This is a genomic window from Pantoea sp. C2G6 (assembly GCF_051336815.1).
Lineage (GTDB): Bacteria > Pseudomonadota > Gammaproteobacteria > Enterobacterales > Enterobacteriaceae > Pantoea.
In genome coordinates, this window is the sequence record NZ_JBGMNJ010000004.1 from 105948 (window position 1) to 120535 (window position 14588).

16 protein-coding genes are annotated in these 14588 nt (G+C 58.7%); 2 read left to right on the forward strand and 14 right to left on the reverse strand.

Features of this window, described 5'->3' with window-relative positions:
- Window positions 1-3: 3 nt before the first annotated feature.
- Window positions 4-912 (reverse strand): polyprenyl synthetase family protein, encoded by a 909-nt coding sequence (locus ACCW71_RS07890; RefSeq protein WP_436370634.1) that lies wholly within the window; start codon window positions 910-912, stop codon window positions 4-6.
- A gap of 219 nt (window positions 913-1131) precedes the next feature.
- Window positions 1132-1662 carry a YtfJ family protein gene (locus ACCW71_RS07895; protein ID WP_436370635.1) on the reverse strand — a complete coding sequence of 177 codons (531 nt, stop codon included), beginning with the start codon at window positions 1660-1662 and terminating at the stop codon, window positions 1132-1134.
- Window positions 1663-1832: 170 nt separating this feature from the next.
- On the opposite strand from ACCW71_RS07895, the gene ACCW71_RS07900 reads away from it, so the two are divergent.
- Window positions 1833-2063 carry a hypothetical protein gene (locus ACCW71_RS07900; protein ID WP_436370636.1) on the forward strand — a complete coding sequence of 77 codons (231 nt, stop codon included), beginning with the start codon at window positions 1833-1835 and terminating at the stop codon, window positions 2061-2063.
- Window positions 2064-2105: 42 nt separating this feature from the next.
- Here ACCW71_RS07900 and ACCW71_RS07905 read toward each other — a convergent pair whose 3' ends face one another.
- The 3 genes from ACCW71_RS07905 to ACCW71_RS07915 form a co-directional block, all read right to left on the reverse strand.
- The gene (locus ACCW71_RS07905; protein ID WP_436370637.1) at window positions 2106-2780 is read right to left on the reverse strand and encodes a pirin family protein; all 675 of its coding nucleotides are present in this window, start codon (window positions 2778-2780) and stop codon (window positions 2106-2108) included.
- Between the two features lie 135 nt (window positions 2781-2915).
- Window positions 2916-4646, reverse strand: a complete 1731-nt coding sequence (locus ACCW71_RS07910) for a DUF2534 family protein (protein WP_436370638.1) — start codon at window positions 4644-4646, stop codon at window positions 2916-2918.
- A gap of 56 nt (window positions 4647-4702) precedes the next feature.
- The gene (locus ACCW71_RS07915) at window positions 4703-5110 is read right to left on the reverse strand and encodes a DUF2946 domain-containing protein (protein WP_436370639.1); all 408 of its coding nucleotides are present in this window, start codon (window positions 5108-5110) and stop codon (window positions 4703-4705) included.
- Window positions 5111-5320: 210 nt separating this feature from the next.
- Here ACCW71_RS07915 and ACCW71_RS07920 point away from each other — a divergent pair, with 210 nt between their 5' ends.
- Window positions 5321-6262, forward strand: a complete 942-nt coding sequence (locus ACCW71_RS07920; protein ID WP_436370640.1) for a D-2-hydroxyacid dehydrogenase — start codon at window positions 5321-5323, stop codon at window positions 6260-6262.
- Window positions 6263-6274: 12 nt separating this feature from the next.
- Here ACCW71_RS07920 and ACCW71_RS07925 read toward each other — a convergent pair whose 3' ends face one another.
- The 9 genes from ACCW71_RS07925 to ACCW71_RS07965 form a co-directional block, all read right to left on the reverse strand.
- Window positions 6275-6757, reverse strand: coding sequence for a glutathione peroxidase (locus ACCW71_RS07925; RefSeq protein WP_436370641.1), 483 nt, complete (start codon window positions 6755-6757; stop codon window positions 6275-6277).
- A gap of 86 nt (window positions 6758-6843) precedes the next feature.
- Entirely contained in the window at window positions 6844-7470 is a 627-nt protein-coding gene (locus tag ACCW71_RS07930; protein ID WP_436370642.1) for a LysE family translocator, read from the reverse strand.
- 213 nt (window positions 7471-7683) lie between these two features.
- Window positions 7684-9741, reverse strand: a complete 2058-nt coding sequence (locus ACCW71_RS07935) for a pyrroloquinoline quinone-dependent dehydrogenase (protein ID WP_436370791.1) — start codon at window positions 9739-9741, stop codon at window positions 7684-7686.
- Window positions 9742-9787: 46 nt separating this feature from the next.
- The gene (locus tag ACCW71_RS07940) at window positions 9788-10153 is read right to left on the reverse strand and encodes a hypothetical protein (RefSeq protein WP_436370643.1); all 366 of its coding nucleotides are present in this window, start codon (window positions 10151-10153) and stop codon (window positions 9788-9790) included.
- A 236-nt stretch (window positions 10154-10389) separates the two neighbouring features.
- Window positions 10390-11010: a tetratricopeptide repeat protein gene (locus ACCW71_RS07945; RefSeq protein WP_436370644.1), complete on the reverse strand. Its 621-nt coding sequence runs from the start codon at window positions 11008-11010 to the stop codon at window positions 10390-10392.
- Window positions 11007-11813 (reverse strand): SDR family oxidoreductase, encoded by an 807-nt coding sequence (locus ACCW71_RS07950; RefSeq protein ID WP_436370645.1) that lies wholly within the window; start codon window positions 11811-11813, stop codon window positions 11007-11009. Before ACCW71_RS07950 ends, ACCW71_RS07945 begins: the two co-directional genes overlap by 4 nt.
- On the reverse strand, window positions 11800-12465 hold the full coding sequence (locus tag ACCW71_RS07955) for a TenA family transcriptional regulator (protein ID WP_436370646.1): 666 nt from the start codon (window positions 12463-12465) through the stop codon (window positions 11800-11802). Before ACCW71_RS07955 ends, ACCW71_RS07950 begins: the two co-directional genes overlap by 14 nt.
- A 2-nt stretch (window positions 12466-12467) precedes the next feature.
- Window positions 12468-13904 carry an AMP-dependent synthetase/ligase gene (locus ACCW71_RS07960; protein ID WP_436370647.1) on the reverse strand — a complete coding sequence of 479 codons (1437 nt, stop codon included), beginning with the start codon at window positions 13902-13904 and terminating at the stop codon, window positions 12468-12470.
- A complete protein-coding gene (locus ACCW71_RS07965) occupies window positions 13885-14541 on the reverse strand; it encodes a thermostable hemolysin (RefSeq protein ID WP_436370648.1) in 657 nt (218 codons plus the stop codon). Before ACCW71_RS07965 ends, ACCW71_RS07960 begins: the two co-directional genes overlap by 20 nt.
- Window positions 14542-14588 lie beyond the last annotated feature (47 nt).

The following is a 14588-nucleotide window of genomic DNA, read 5'->3' on the forward strand; positions in this document are numbered from 1 at the left end:
TCCTTACCTGACGGCAGCGAGTTTTTTCTCAAACCAGGCCTGAACAAAATGATGGGTGGCGTAACCGTCCTGACAGGCGGAGAGCAGATGTTCACCGGCGTAGCGCAGGTGGTCGCGCAACTGCATCTCTACTGCCTGCGCACCCAGCAGATTGACCAGCGTCGATTTTCCGTCATCCTGATGCGCGTCTTTGCCGGTATCCGCCATGCCGTCGGTTAAATCGTCCAGCAGCTGGAACGCCTGGCCGAGATTAAGCGAAAAGCGGTGCAGCTGCTCGCGGGTGTCGTCGGGGGCTTCGGCGACAATCGAGGCCATCTGCATTGAGGCGCAGAACAGGGTGCTGGTTTTGAAATGATTGGTGGTGAGAATGGCGTCGGCGCTGCGCGGCTTATCCCCTTCAGAGAGATCCTTAAACTGCCCCTGCACCAGCCCCTGCATACCGATAGCCTGCGAAAGCTCCGCCACCGCCTGGGTTCGGGCGCTCGCCGTTAATCCCTCTGCGACCGCAATCACGCCAAAGGCTTTACTCAGCAGCGCCACCGCCGCCAGAATGGCCACATGTTCGCCATACTGACAGTGAATCGTCGGGCGTCCGCGCCGCTGCTGCGCGTCATCCATGCAGGGCATGTCATCCAGAATCAGCGATGCGGCGTGCACCATCTCCACCGCGCAGGCCAGATCCAGCAAGCCGTTCGCACTGGCCTGGCAACCGAGATCGCGGGCGGCCAGCAGCAGCAGCAGCGGGCGAATGCGTTTTCCCGGTGCCAGTGCGCCATCACGCATGGCGGCCCCCACTAAGTCACGTTCACTTTCCACCGGCAGCAGCTGGTTGAGCCGCTGCTCGATAGCATTCAACAGAGTGGCTGCATCGCTGTGTATCTCATTGACGTGTTGTTCTGCACAGGCCGTCATCAGGGCTGTCCTTATCTACAGAGGAAGTCACAGCAGGTCGAAATGCTTCGATGCCATCTTCAATCATCGTCCCCGACTGCCACAGCATAGTTGGCAGGTTTTCAAAGAACGGCGGGTAAATCCATTGAAACAATAATAGTTCAGGATGATAAAAATGTCGGGAAATTCAGCGGCATTCCGCCATCACACCCCGCTGAACCGGCCGCGGTGCCGCTTCGTCTATCCCAGCAGAGCGCGCAACTGATCCATTACGTGGCTGACATCCTGCGAGGATAGGGCTCCCTCTTTCGCGAAGCGCACAATACCCTGTGGGTCAACCACAAACACCGCGGCGCTTTCGGGTTTCAGCTGCCAGCTGTGCGCGGTCACACCGCTGGTATCAATAATAAATTGCTGCCACGGCGACGCCTTTTTGCTGGAGGCGATGCTGCGGACCACAAAGATGGCGCTGCCAGGCAGCGCGTCATCGGTATTGATGATGGTGGTGGTCTGGAAGCGGTCGCGCGGAAAACTGGCCTGCTGGATCGCCCTGATCAGCGGCTCACTCTGATCTTTTGCTGAGAGCCGGCCCGCCACATGGATCACCAGCCGCACCTTACCGGTCAGCCGCTGACTGTTCCATCCCCGGTAATCGATCTCATTCTGATCCATCACCATTTCGCCTTTGTCGGCGATAAACACCCCCGGCACCGGCTGACCGGGGATCAGCGTATGCGCAGCGGCAAAACCGGAGAACAGCAGGGCTATCATCAATCCATAATGGCGCACGGGTTCCTCACTTCTGTCTCGGTTTTGGTTGGCAGGAAGAACAATTCATTAACAGGCATGAGATTAGTACCACATCTTTGCCTCAGATCAATAAAAGCATTTAAGAAATGGCCTGAAATTGAAGTGGTGATTTTTTGAGCAGGAGGTGGAAAATGAGTACCGCATTAATGACGCTACCCGAATTTGCCCGTTACATCGGCATCACAACCCCGACGCTGGCGCGCGCCTTCTGCTGCCGGGGTTCACTGGCGGGGGTTCCGCTGCCGCAGGCGCTGGATGACGCGCCTCTTACCCAGCGCCACTGGCTGCGCGACGATGTGCGTCAGTTCAATCATGTGTTTAAACGGGTTCAGGCGATGCAGCAGCATCACCCTCAGGCCTGATGACGCACCCAGTAAAAAGCGCGGGGAGCGTCCCGCGCTTTTTTACGCCTGATCGGGTTTGATCAGGAAGCAGACCAGGCAGGCATCGCGATCGCCCTCTATCAGGGTGCCCGCATCGAGCCCGCTGACTGCGTCCCCGCGTCCGAGCCGCTGATCGCCGATGCGGATAACCCCGTCCAGCACCGTGAGATAGGCGATAAAGCCAGGCTGCGACGGCACATCCAGCGTCTGGTTACGCTCCAGCAGGGTATCGTAGATATAGGCTTCCTGGCGCAGTTCCAGCGGCGCGTCGGACTCTTCCGGTCCGGCCAGCTCGGTCCAGCCGTTGCTCATAATGCCCTGATCGCGCTCCAGCACCTGGGTCATCGCTTCACCGCCGGGCTGCGCAGGCCGGATCACCGCCTGCAACAGCTCCGCCTCATAGAGCGGCACCGACTCTTCATACTGAACACCCTCACCGGCGTTTACCACCATCACCCGTTTCGCCGAGAGCGCGGTGCGCTCGCCGTTGCTGTCCTGGTGCAGCATGGAGCCGCGCCACAGGTAGGTGAACACCTCTTCATCCTGATGCTGCTGCATCGGAATGCGGGCATCCAGTTTCAGCGTCATCAGGTCAACGCTGACCAGCGGGCTTAACGCTGCGCCTGGTCGCTGGCGACGGACGGTAAACGGCCCGTATTCAAACAGTTGTTCAGGATTAGCACGCACGATGTTCATGATTTTCTCTTATAAAAAAGGGGTCGATGACAACGATCATAGACCTTACGCGGGGAATGAGAAGCCGGCAGCGTTGCCGGGCTTCGTCATTTTTTTTGAATAACTCGCAGCCGAGCGCGATGACCGGCCGTGGGTTTATTTGCCCTGTTCGTCGCTTTCTCCGAGGAAGAAATACCAGAGGGGAATCGACAACAGTCCGGTAAAGACCGTGGAGTAGAGCAGGATCATCATCGCCTGGGTGATGTACATGGTCAGCGACCAGTGGCTGAACGGGATCTGATACTGGTCGATCACGCCGCCAATCATCGCATTCGCCATCACCGTAATCACAATCAGCGCCAGCACCGTGACGCTGCGCAGAAAGTAGCGCATCTCTTTGCGCTTCTCAGCGAAGCGCGACTGGACGATCGCCAGCGGCGACTGCTTATCCGGCGCGGTGTCAACGCGGGCGACACGGGCCCGGTGGGCGCTGCGCCAGCGCTGAATATCCAGTAACACCAGCAGCAACAGGCTGATGCCCATGACCGGCAGCGCATAACCCAGCGCCAGGATGACAATCAGGCTGCTGCCCTGCGCATAGCGCGGCAGCGCCAGCCAGGCGTCGAGCAGCGTCTGTGACGGGTTAAGCTGCGGCACGGCCGGACGACGTATCCACCACATGCGGTAGCCCAGCACGATCATCGCGCAGAGTCCGAAGCCAAAACAGGCGAGGATGATCTGATTCGGCAGGCCAAACAGGACCCCCATATGGGCATCCACGCCCCAGCGGGTCAGCTTTGCCACCAGCGGGAAGTCGGCGAACGCCACCCGATCGACCACGCTGAAATTTTGCGGATTGAGTGAAACCGCATCAACCTGACTCGGCCAGCGACGATCGATCTCCGAGACGGTCCACGCCTGACCGCTGTTTTTCGGCTGGCGCAGCTCCAGCCTGCTGGCCTGGAGTCCGGCCTGGCGTGCCGCCGCTAACGCCCGATCCCAGCTGGCATCAGGCTGATTGCGCATCACCGGCGCGGCGGTTTTCGCGGGCATCGTCATCTCTGACATCGACATGCCTTCCATCGCACCACGGTGATCGGCATGGGGATCGGCCGGTGCCGCGGGCGCGTCACCATTCAGCGCGGTATTGACCTGCGGCGTTTTCCAGCCAAAGTCACTGCGCATCTTCTCAATGTTATTGCCTGCCCACTGCGACCAGGTCAGGCCGGTTACCGAAAAGAAAACCAGACCAGCAGCCAGCAGCAGACCCAGCGAGAGGTGCCAGTGACGCACGGCGGCGAAGCCGGTGCGGGCTTGGTTACGGCTGCGTTTTGGGCGGGTGCCGAACCACAACACGATGCCGCCCAGCGCCGCGACCCACAGCCACGAAGCCGCCAGCTCGCTGTAGTTCCGTCCAACGTCACCCAGCAGTAATCCGCGATGCAGCTGATCCAGCCACATGCGCAGTGGCAGTACGCCGCTGGTGCCATAGACCGTCATATCGCCTTTCACCTGGAGGGTGTAGGGATCGATAAACAGCGAGCGCGACTCAGAGGGGCCAAGCCGCGGATCGGCGAACTGTACGCGAGTGGTATCCTGCGGGCCAGGCGCCGGGCGCACCGCATAGATGCGCGCCGATTCGCCAGCGCGCTCGCGCGCGGCGGCAATCTGCGCCGAGAGCGGCTGTGGGCTGCCCTGGGCGTCGGTGGTCAGAGCATCGTGATAAATCGCCTGTTCAAGCTGTGGCGTCAGTACATAGAGCGTGCCGGTCAGTGCGGCGACAAAGATAAATGGCGCGATAAACAGACCGATATAAAAATGCAGGCGGCGAAACAGATTAAACAGCGTGCCGCGCGGTGCAGGGGATATTTCCGGTGAAGAGGACATAGCATTCCACACTAATCGAAAAAAAGGGTGATACCGTGACATTGTCACGCATCAGGTCATAACGCAGTGGGTGTTACTGTGGAATGGGGAGGCGCGCGCGGCCGATGCAGGCGCAGCGTCTGTCGCCGCCGGGGTGGCGAAATAGCGGGCGGCGGCGGGGCACGACGCACCCGACAGATCCAGCAGATAAACGGGACAAATACCCAGAGCAGCAGCGGAACGTGGATCAGTAAATCGCAGTAGCCGCAGGCTAATCCCGGGTCCGCCATCATGGTGTGATCGGCCATCATCATCTCGCCATGATGTGCCATCATCGGCATCTCCATGCTCATGGCGGAGAAGCGCTGCATGCTGGCGTGATGCTCCGCCAGATTTTTCGAGACCATCGGCGCGACAAACAACAGCAGCACCGCCAGTATCGCAATACCGGCGGTGAGTCGTTGTCTGAGTGAAGATCTCGGCATGATTAACACGGGCTGTCATGAGGTCACAATTCGGGTCGGCAGTGTAACGCGAAGGGGATATAAGGGTTAAATAAAGTGGCGTTAATTGCGAAAAAATTCGCACTCTTTGAACAAATTCACTTTAATTTCAGCATGATTTAACCTGATTGTTACTCATCAGGCACATGTAAGTAACATCATCGTGGGCCGCCATTGAATAAAGGACAGAGGATGAAAATTGTAATGCTGGATGGTGACACCCTGCCGGTCGCTTTGCCTGTCTCAGAGGAAGAAGGGGAATGGCAGATACGGGCGCAGACGGCACCGGATAAAATTGTTGCGGCGCTGGCGGGAGCCACCGTCGCCATCACCAACAAGGTGCCGTTGCGCGCTGAGACGCTGGACCAGCTGCCCGCGCTGCGCTTTATCTGTGTGGCGGCGACCGGTTATGACTGTATCGATCTGGATGCCTGTCGCGCCCGCAATATTGTGGTGAGCAATGTGCCCGGCTACTCCACCCGGAGTGTCTCGGAGGCGGTGATCGCGGCGATTTTTGTGCTGCGCCGTCAGCTGCTCGATTATGCCAGCACGACCCGGACTGAATGGCCACAGGCAGAACACTTCTGCCTGCATCGCCAGCTGATTCAGGATATTGGCGGTGCTGTGCTGGGGATTGTCGGCCGGGGTGAGATTGGTCAGGCGGTGGGCCGGCTGGCTGAGGCGCTGGGAATGCAGGTGCAGTTCGCCGAGCGTAAAGGCAGCGCGCAGGTGCGCGATGGCTATGTCAGCTTTGAGCAGATGCTGGCGACCAGCGATATTATCTCACTGCACTGCCCGCTGAGTGACCAGATCCGCCAGCTGATTGACCGCGAAGCGCTCAGCAAAATGAAGCCGCAGGCGCTGCTGATTAACACCGCCCGCGGCGGGCTGATTCACGAAGCCGATCTCGCCGCCGCGCTGGCGCAGGGGAAGATTTCGGGTGCGGCGCTGGATGTGCTGAGCAGCGAACCGCCCGCGGTGGATAACCCGCTGTTGCAGGCATCGTTGCCGAATCTGCTGCTGACGCCGCACATCGCCTGGGCGAGTCAGAGTGGGGTGCACAATCTGGTTGCCGGCATCCGGGCGAATATCGCCGCCTTCCGGCACGGCAAGCCGGTTAACGTGGTGAGCTGAATCCCGGCTCAGTCAGCTTTGCAGCGCAGCAAGGATAGCCGCTTCCATTTTTTCTGGCGTGGTTATCGGCGCAAACCGCTTAAGGGGTTTGCCATCGCGGCCGACCAGAAATTTTGTGAAGTTCCACTTGATGCGCTGGCCCAATATGCCCGGCAAAGCCTGTTTCAGCAAACGAAACACCGGGTGCGCGCTACCGCCGTTGACCTCGACCTTTTCAAACATCGGAAAACTGACACCGTAGTTGATTTGGCAGGTGTTGGCGATCTCGTCGGCACCGCCGGGCTCCTGCTTACCGAACTGGTTGCAGGGAAATCCCAGGATCACCAGCCCCTGGTCGGCGTACTTTTTGTAGAGCGCCTCAAGGCCTGCGTATTGTGGCGTGAATCCACAATGGCTGGCGGTATTGACCACCAGCACCACCTTGCCCGCGTAATCGGCCATCGGGGTCAGCTCACCATGCAGGCGGGTGGCAGTGAGTTGATAGAAAGCGGTCATAGCGGGCTCCTCAGAATGGCTCACACCACAGCGGTAAGCGGACTAAAAAAGAGCCGCCATCAGGCGGCTCAGTGACCTGTTGAAACTTATGTGATGCTTTTACGATAGAGCGCAACCGACCCGGCGATCACCAGCAGAAACGATCCACTGACGCGATTCATCCAGCGGATGCCGCTGGCTTTCCAGAGGTGAACCGACTTCTTACCCAGGGTGGCATAGCCGAGCATTACCGCCACATCGATTGAAACGATCACCGCCGCCAGGCTGGCATACTGCGGTAACGCAGGCTGCGAGGTCGTGACAAACTGCGGCAGCAGGGCGGTCATAAAGATGTAGTATTTCGGGTTGCTCATCGCAACGAAGAAGCTTTTCAGGAATAGCGCGCGGCGGGTCGGCGCTGTGGTTTCCGCTTTGCCCGGCAGCGAGGCATCAGAAGACAGCAGCATACGCAGCCCCATATAGGCCAGCCAGGCGGCACCGACCCATTTCAGCGTAACGAACAGCGTTTCAGAGGTGGCCAGCAGAACCCCCAGCCCCAGCCCGACCAGCGAAACCAGCAGCACATCGGCCGCCGCCGCGCCCAGCATGCCCCAGGTGGTGCGCCGGATACCAAAGCGGGCCGCGTTATTCAGTGCGAGCAGAACCGTAGGACCGGGTGTGACGATCCCGGCAGACATAATCAGTGCAAACGTAAAAAGTGAAGTCAGAGACATACAGAAATCCTTGCCAAAAAAGCAGTATATCAGCCACCGAAGGCTGGCAGGAATAGCGTTGTAGCCTGAATCGGTTAATGAAAAAGCCGTTGGGATAGCAGGTGCACGATTTTAGTGCCTGCCTCAGGCCCGGCAGATTCAGCAGCCAGATCGGATAAAAAAATGGGGCGCTCAGGCCCCATCAGATTTTAACCGCGCTGTTTTCAGAAACCGCTACTCAGGCAGCGCGTAAACCACCACCTGGTCGCCCACCTGATCCTTCAGAATGGTATTACCCCCGGCGACGAACGCCACATACTGACGGCCTTTATACTCATAGACCGAGGGGTTCGCGACCGCCGGGGCTTCCGCCTGATCGGACCAGAGCTCTTCACCGCTCTCCACCGAGTAGGCGCGCACTTTGGCATCCATCGAGGCGCCGATGAAAATCACCCCGCCCGCGGTCACTGCCGGGCCGCCGATGGTCGGCGAGCCCCAGCTTTCCGGCATAAAGAAGCCATACTGCTGCGAGGCACCCACCGGGCGACGCCATTTTACGTCACCGGTATGCATATCAATCGCCACGATTTCACCAAAGGGCGGCTGCCAGCATGGCATTCCCAGCCAGTTATTCGCCACCATCAGACGCAGCCCGTAAGGTGCTCCTTCCTGCGGCGCAAACCCGTTTTCATTACCGGAACCACTATCCGCTTTTTCGTAATCCTTGCGGTTATAGAGCTTCACGTACTGCACGATGTGAGAGGTGTTGACGATCGCAATCTGTTTCTGTGGATCAAACGCCACGCCGCCCCACTGCACGCCACCGGCACTGTCGGGATAGGTCAGCGCCCCTTCGCCTTTGGTGGTCGGCGGGGTGTACATGCCTTCATAGGTCAGCTTATCCCACAGTCTTGAACACTGACCGGCACCGACCAGATCCGCCAGCTTCCAGATCGCGGGCTTTTTCGATTGATCGAGCAGCGGCGCAGGTTTGGTCGGGAAGGGCTGGGTGGGCGAGAGCACTTCACCCTGCACGGAACCATCGCCCTGCGGCACCGGACGCTCTTCAATCGGCCAGACATCTTCCCCCGTCAGACGGTTGACCACAAACAGGAAGCCCTGCTTGGTCGCCTGAATCAGTGCCGGGATCTGCTTGCCGTTTACGGTGATGTCCATCAGCGTCGGCGCAGAGTTGATGTCGTAATCCCACACGTCGTGATGCACCCACTGGCGCGACCAGACCACTTTACCGGTATTGATATCCAGCGCGGTGGTCGAGGTGCCGAGCGGAATAGGATCGACGCGATTACCGCCCCAGTAGTTGGGAGAGGGAGACGAGACCGGCAGATAGACCAGACCATGCGCCTCATCGGCAGACATATGGGTCCAGACGTTGGCCGTACCGGTTCGCTGGCGGATCGCTGCCGGAATCGCTTCAAAGGTCCATTCGCGCTTGCCGGTCTGGGCGTTGACGGCGAACACGGTGCCCGGAGGCGCTTCAGCGTAGGCCCAGTCTTTGCCCGCCCAGCCAATCAGCAGATGGTTGCCGACCACCGTTGGCGGCTGTAACACCGATAGCGGGTATTTAGCGTTAACCGTGTTCCACTGATTAAGATTCAGGACGCCATTATCAGCAAAATCTGTGCACGGCTTACCGGAATCGGCATCCTGCGCAAACAGCTTGCCATCCACGGTGCCCATATAGACGATCTTCTGACACGCCTGTCCGGCGACCGGATTTTTGGCCTGCCAGTAGGAGACGCCCCGGTTTTTCAGTACCGGCTGCGTCAGCGCTTTGCGCGAAGAATGGGTGTCATAGTGCCACTTCTCTTTACCTGTGCCGGGGTCCAGCGCTATCAGGCGATCGAAAGGTGTCCCGATATAGAGGGTCTGATTGGCAAAAATGGGCGTAGCCGACCAGACGGTAGCAGGGGTATCGCCTTTACCGTCTGAGACATCGCCGGTATGAAACTCCCAGACTTTTTTTAATTTGCTGACGTTATCGGTGGTGATCTGCTTCAGTGGGCTATATTTCTGCGCGTTGAGCTGGCCATGAAAGCTGTCCCAGGTGGCCGTCGCGGGCACCAGGGCGCTGGCGGGCTGACTGGCTGAGTCGACTTTCTCGCCGTCGCGCTTGCCGGTTGAGGCATCGTTAGTGGTTTTGGTGGTGCCCGGCGATTGCTGATCGGCCGCGTCCACATTCAGTTTTTTCTGCGTCCCCATTGAGGCTTCAGCGGCTTTATCCTGCGCCTGCGACATTAGCGGGGTGAGCAGCAGCGCCAGCGCCGTCATGCTGACTTTCATGGGGGAGTATTTATTGTTATGCACGGGCGGTTCCTCAGGCTCTGGCGCGATGATTAGGGTGAACGGAATGGCGGCTCAGCGTAATAAGACCAATCAGGCCGATCACCATCGCTGCCGTAATGAGGTACTGATGCAGCAGTGCGGCGGCAAAACCGATACCGAACAACACCACCAGGGTCAGAACCGTCAGCGACGTACGTCCACCGCGCTGGGTTGCGCGCCGTAACAGCAGGGCCAGGAGCGCCAGTACGACGCTGGCGATGGCGACGCCCAGCGCGCCAATCGTGCCGGTGACCCCGGTGAGTGGCGTCAGCCACGCATATAACGCCACCACGAAGCCGATTACGGCTGCCAGCAGCAGCAGTAAGCTGCCCAGGCGTGAAGGTTGAGATTGCAACATACCCATATATCCCCGATCAAAATGAACAAAGATTAACTATGGCGTACTGGTGGGTTTATGCGGCTTTTTTCTCTCAGGATGAGGAGAAAAACCAGCAGAGCGCTACAGGCACTGAAATAAACGATCGTCTGAAGTCAGACCCGTGCTTTCCTGGCGGGGTTATTCTGGCAGCGGCACAACAGGGGATTTTCTGCACGTGAAGCGCCCCGGACGCCAAAACGTCCGGGGCGGCGGCGTTACTGAATAGTTTCGAGGTCTTTGGCAATATCGCGATGACGTCCCTGATCGGCAATTTCACGGCCAGGACGTGGCGGCGCTTTCAGCGCCTTCTCCAGATAGCGTTTTCCTTCCTCCGTCCTTTTCTCTTTCAGCAGATAATCGCCGTAAAAATAGTTGGGGTCGATGCCATCTGGATTGATCGCCAGCGCTTTTTTCAGCAGCTCGCCCGCTTTCTCTTTATCACCAAAGCCAATCGGCCAGCCAGGAACCTGATAATAGAGCGCGCCAAGGCTGGTCCAGGCCGAGCCCTGCAAGGCGGCCGGATCGAGGCTGATCGCCTTTTCCAGGGCGCTGCGGGCCTGTTTGACCAGGCTTAACGCACCTAATCCCCCTTTGGCTCCCGCCCAGCTGCTGTCAATAATCGCTGACCAGATCAGTAGCGGCGCATCGGCGTTATTTTTCGCCTGGCTCGCATCGTGCGCCTGCTGGCTCAGCGTGGTAAAGCAGCTCTCTTTTTTCGCTTCCAGTGTCTGATACTGACAGACTGACCAGCCGTGTTGCAGGTTTTCAAGCGTCGTATTCGCCAGCACAGAGGCGGGGAAAGCGGTTGCCAGCAGTAACGTATTCAGAATTTTCATTTGTCTTCCCCCTGAACGGTGCCCCGGGCATAGGACTGGATCACCGAAAGTTTTTTGCCTAACGCTTTATCGACCAGGCCTGGAAACCAGGCGTTGATTTTGACGAACAGCCGCTCCATTACGCCGAAGCGATAGCGTTTCTGTTCGGTCTCCAGCAGCTGTACCAGGCGGTCGGCGACAAATTGCGCAGAATCACTGCGGTTGCCCAGCTTGCGGTTCAGGGCGTAAACCTCATCACTGTTGAGGGCGGTTTCGGTGGCGCGCGGCGCGGCATAGAGCACGCTGATCCCACTGCGCTTTAATTCGCGCCCCAGCGCTTCCGACAGGCGATGGGTGGCGGCTTTGGTGGCGCTATAGACGCTCCAGGCCGGGTGGCCGATTTCGCCGAAGATCGACCCGATGTTGAGCACGATACCCTGCGGATTAAACTTATCCAGCATGGCGCGCGTCAGCAGGGTCGGGATTTCGATATTGGTTCTGATCTGCTCCCGAATATCATCAAAAGATTGCTGCTCTAACAACGCAAAGCGGGTGGTTCCGGCGTTGTTAATCAGAATATCCAGCCGGTTATCCCCCTGAAACCGATCGGCCAGCGCGACGATCTCCTCATCGCTATAGCTGTTCATCAGTGCGATATGGTGCCGTTCCGGGTAGGGCAGCATCCCCTTCAGCAGCGTCATCGCCTGCTCATTGCGCCCGACCAGACAGAGTCTGGCGCCTTTTTGCGCCAGGCTGTGCGCCAGCGCCTGGCCGATGCCGCCGCTGGCTCCGGTCAGCAGCACGCTTTTATCATGCAGGTTCATCGTTTCGCTGTCCCAGTTGATTAAGCATCTCTCCGTAGAGGTGATAGACGCGCTTTGCGGCATAGATGATGGCGGCCTGATCGTCTGCGTCAGTCACGTTGTCCATCAGTGAGGCGAAAAATTTCAGATGTCCCTGGTCGAGTTCGCCGTGGGAGCGCAGATAGGTGGTCGCCTGTTCCGACAGCCCCAGTGTCTGTTCCACCTGCGCGGCAACCGCGGTCGCGATCGACACGCTGGTGCCTTCCAGCACCTGTACCATGCCAAAAATACTCATCGGATTGACCCGCTCAATGCGGTAGTAGAGCCAGGCTACCATCATTTCAATCGGCATACCGGGGGTGCCATGGCGCACGCTTTCCGCGTCGCCGCCGCAGGCCCGGATGTCATTCAGGATCCACTCCTGGTGGCCATACTCCTCCTCAATATATTCAGCAATCGCGCCGCGGACCGCTTCGTGCGAGGCGGGCAGCCGGCTGCCTGCGCTCATCAGCAGCGGCACGGTATGGCTGACGTGATAGTAGGCCTGAGTCAGAAAAGCGATATAGAGTTCGCGCGAGATGTCACCCGCCTGACAGCGTGCGAGGATCGGCGAGGAGAGTAAACGCAGGCGTTCTGCTTCGGTCTGTTGTTGTAACTGGTTATAAAAGCTCATGGTTATTCCTCCTCACTACAGGTGAGAATCTGTGGCCAAAGGGTTTGCCGGATAAGGTCCCGACGTGGCCGGCTGTTTGCTGTGAGCATGCCGGGTTCTGAAATAGCGGAAGTAAATAACAGCCGATGGAACTGCGCGTAATCCGGCAGGCGAGCGGAAAGGGCCTGCAACTGTTCACGCGCCGCTGCCTGCTGCCCGTCGAGGGCGTCGACCAGCGCGACGTTCTGTTTCAGTCCGTCACCGAAAATCACCACGCGACGCACGGCCGGGCAGGCCATCGCCTCTGATTCGGGCCACTCCGGGGAAAAATTACGGCCAAAGGCGTTGATCTGGACATTCTTTATGCGTCCCTGAATCTGAATAAAGCCGTATTCATCAATGGTGCCGAGATCGCCGGTGGCGACCACCGGAGCGGCGGGGGGTGCACCCAGATACCCCAGCGCGTTGGCCGGGCTGGTGACACACAGTTGCTGCTGGTCATCAACGCGGACCTCAACACCGGGCAACGGCTGGCCGACGCTGTGCGCCTGCGTCGCGCCAGGCAGATTCAGGGCAACCACCGAGCCACATTCCGAGAGACCATAACCTTCATAGACCGGTAAACCCCTGTGGGTCGCCATGGCCAGTAGTGACGCGGGCACTCTGCCGCCGCCAGTGGCGACAAAGCGTAAAGCCTGGGTGCTGGCCGGCACCTGCTGATGCAGATGCAGTAACACCCGAAGCAGCTCCGGCACCAGCACCAGACTGTGGGGACTGAAGGTGGTCAGCGCCTGAAGAAACTGCGCCGGATTAAAGCGGCTGGAACCTTCAAAACCGATCCGCGCACAGGGGAGGATCACCGTCTCAGCGCCAAGCAGCAGCGGAATATAGACGCCACACAGATTCTCCAGCAGGATACTGAGCGGCAGCGTCACCAGATGCTTTTCCAGCTTCAGGGATTGCAGCGCCGTGGCTAAGGTGCTGGCTGTCCACGCCATCCCGTCCCGGCTCAGGCAGACCCCTTTTGGCTCTCCGGTGGTGCCGGAGGTGTAGGTTATCTTCGCTGTTCCGGCTGGCAGCGCCACGGGATCGTCAACCACGCGGATTTGCACTCGGCCGAACAGGAAGTCGTGCTCCTGCCATCCCGCCAGCCTCTCTCCGCCAATCTGCGCATCCACCGAGGCGGATGAGCGCACCCAGGCTTTCTGCCCGGCGGTGAAAAAGGCGGGAAGCGGGACAATCACCACACCACTGACCAGACAGGCGAGATCGATAATCGCCCATTCGGGACTGTTATCCCTCTCCAGTGCCAGCCGTTTTACCTGAAGGGACGCGAGCTGTCCGGCTACCGCCTCCACGGCCGCAAGATATTGCTGCCAGCTCCAGCTGCGCGTCTCATCCCGCAGGGCGATGGCGTCGGGCTGAAGCGTCGCCTGTTTCTCAAGCGTGTTCAGAAACATAAGATTCTCCGCAAGGGACGACCCAGGGGGCCAGGGGTAACTCAGTAAACATGCCCAGCAGCAGGCTGGTCTGGCTCAGGGTCGACTGGCCTCCCGTCAGCTCACCCGCCATGATTTGAGGGTCATGCTGGTAATAGTCGCCCCATTCACGCGCTTCCGCGCCGAGCCGTGACGGATCGGCGGGCATCAGCGTGATCGGTTGCAGATTCAGCCGGAAAAAGGTGTTGCGGATCTTTTTTGTGCCGGTAAAAACAATCCATGAATAACAGTAGTGATTGAGAAGCAGGCAGAGCGCCGCATACATTATCCGGGCGCTTGCCCCGTCGCTTGCGGCAAAATTACCAATTTCAACCACCGCGTCGCGAGAAACGGGATGCGGCAGGTGGGCCGAAAGCAACGCTTCTACCGGCACATCAAGATAATGTTCGAGGTATATTTTTCCCATTGAGGCGGGTTGTACGCCACAGGCTGCTTTTAATTCACCGTTGGCATCATACAGACCCAGTAACCAGGGCATGCAGTGCGAAAGTGAAGCGTGATAAAACTGAGAATAACTTTCACGAATAAAGGCGGAAACATTATTCTGCTGATATTCACCCGGAAACCATCGCAACAAATAAGGAGATAAAATTCGCATAGGAAAACCTCTTTTAGCGTCTTATCAGTTTGCCAGGCCAACATTAC